We start from the raw sequence: 1,471 nt of genomic DNA on the forward strand, positions 1-1,471 counted from the left end.
CAATCTCTGTGCTTTTCAAGGCCTGAGTTCGACGCGGTATTTCAGGTCGGTGCACTTCGCATCAACAACCCGGTCAGTCCCCTCTCCCTCTGGGAGAGGGCTAGGGTGAGGGGCTTTTAATTGCTGATCGCCAGGATGCTCGCCTGATACGAACCGACGAACACGTCGAAATCCCCAACCTCGTTCTGCTCCAGCTCAGCCTGCGCCGCCAGCGACGAACGCGCCAGCTCCTCAAACTTCGCTTGATCTTCCGCCGCCAACGGCTCGCTGCGGAAGAACTCGGCATGGGCCTGGCTCTGACGCAGGGAGAACTGCGCGAAGCTTTCCTTGTGCTCGGCCATCGCCGCCAGCACCTGCGCCGACGGGGTCAGGGACGGGTCGCTGACCTTGGCCAGTTGCGCATCCAGTGCCTTGCTGTGCGCATCGCCGCCGTGGCTCTGATCGAGCAGGGCGGCCAGTGGCGCGATCTGTTCCAGCAACTCGGCGGCCCAGGTCTTCAGCTCGACCGGCTGTCCGTCGCGCTGCAATTGCAGGCCCGGTCGGCGACCTTCCTTGACCACGCTGAGGAAGTTCGAAGTGGCATTGCCGCACGAGGTGTTGGTCAGCAACGGGCTGTCGTTCAGCGCGCAGTACAGCAGGAACGCGTCGAGGAAGCGCGACTCGGGGACGTCGATGCCCATCGGCAGGAACGGGTTGATGTCCAGGCAACGCACTTCGACGTACTGGATGCCACGGGCCATCAGCGCCTGGATCGGCCGTTCGCCGGTGTAGGTCACGCGTTTCGGGCGGATGTTGGAGTAGTACTCGTTTTCGATCTGCAGGATGTTGGTGTTGAGCTGTACCCACTCGCCATCCTTGTGCGTGCCGACTTCAACGTACGGCGGGTACGGCGTGGCCACGGCCTTGCGCAGGCTGTCGGTGTAGCTCGACAGATCGTTGTAGCACGGCGTCAGGCCGGCCTGGGCGTTGCTCTGGTAACCGAGGTCGCTCATGCGCAGGCTGGTGGCGTACGGCAGGTACAGGGTGTCCGGGTCCAGTTGTTCCAACTGGTGCGAACGACCGCGCAGGAAACCTGCATCCAGCGCCGGCGAGGCACCGAACAGGTACATCAGCAGCCAGCTGTAGCGACGGAAGTTGCGGATCAGCGCGATGTAGGACGATGACTGGAAATCGCGGTCGGTGCCGACGAAACCTTCGGCTTCGCGCAGCAGCGGCCAGAGCTTTTCCGGCAGGGAAAAGTTGTAGTGGATCCCGGCAATGCACTGCATTGTCTTGCCGTAGCGCAGGGCCAGGCCCTTGCGATAGACGTACTTGAGCTGCCCGATGTTGGAGGTGCCGTAATAGGCGATCGGGATGTCTTCCTCGGCCGGCAACGGGCACGGCATCGACGGACTCCACAGGTACTCGTTGCCGAGCTTGCTGTAGGCAAAGCGATGAATCTTGTCCAGGCTCGCCAGGGTGTCTGCCGGGT

1 protein-coding gene is annotated in these 1,471 nt (G+C 62.6%); it reads right to left on the bottom strand.

Annotated elements, in window-relative coordinates; all coding sequences use genetic code 11:
* Positions 1–116: 116 nt before the first annotated feature.
* The coding region (gene gshA, locus DBR24_RS02085) for a glutamate--cysteine ligase (RefSeq protein WP_128613750.1) at positions 117–1,471 on the bottom strand (1,355 nt) is incomplete at its 5' end.

It is taken from the genome of Pseudomonas sp. HMWF006, assembly GCF_003061205.1.
GTDB classification, from domain to species: domain Bacteria; phylum Pseudomonadota; class Gammaproteobacteria; order Pseudomonadales; family Pseudomonadaceae; genus Aquipseudomonas; species Aquipseudomonas monsensis.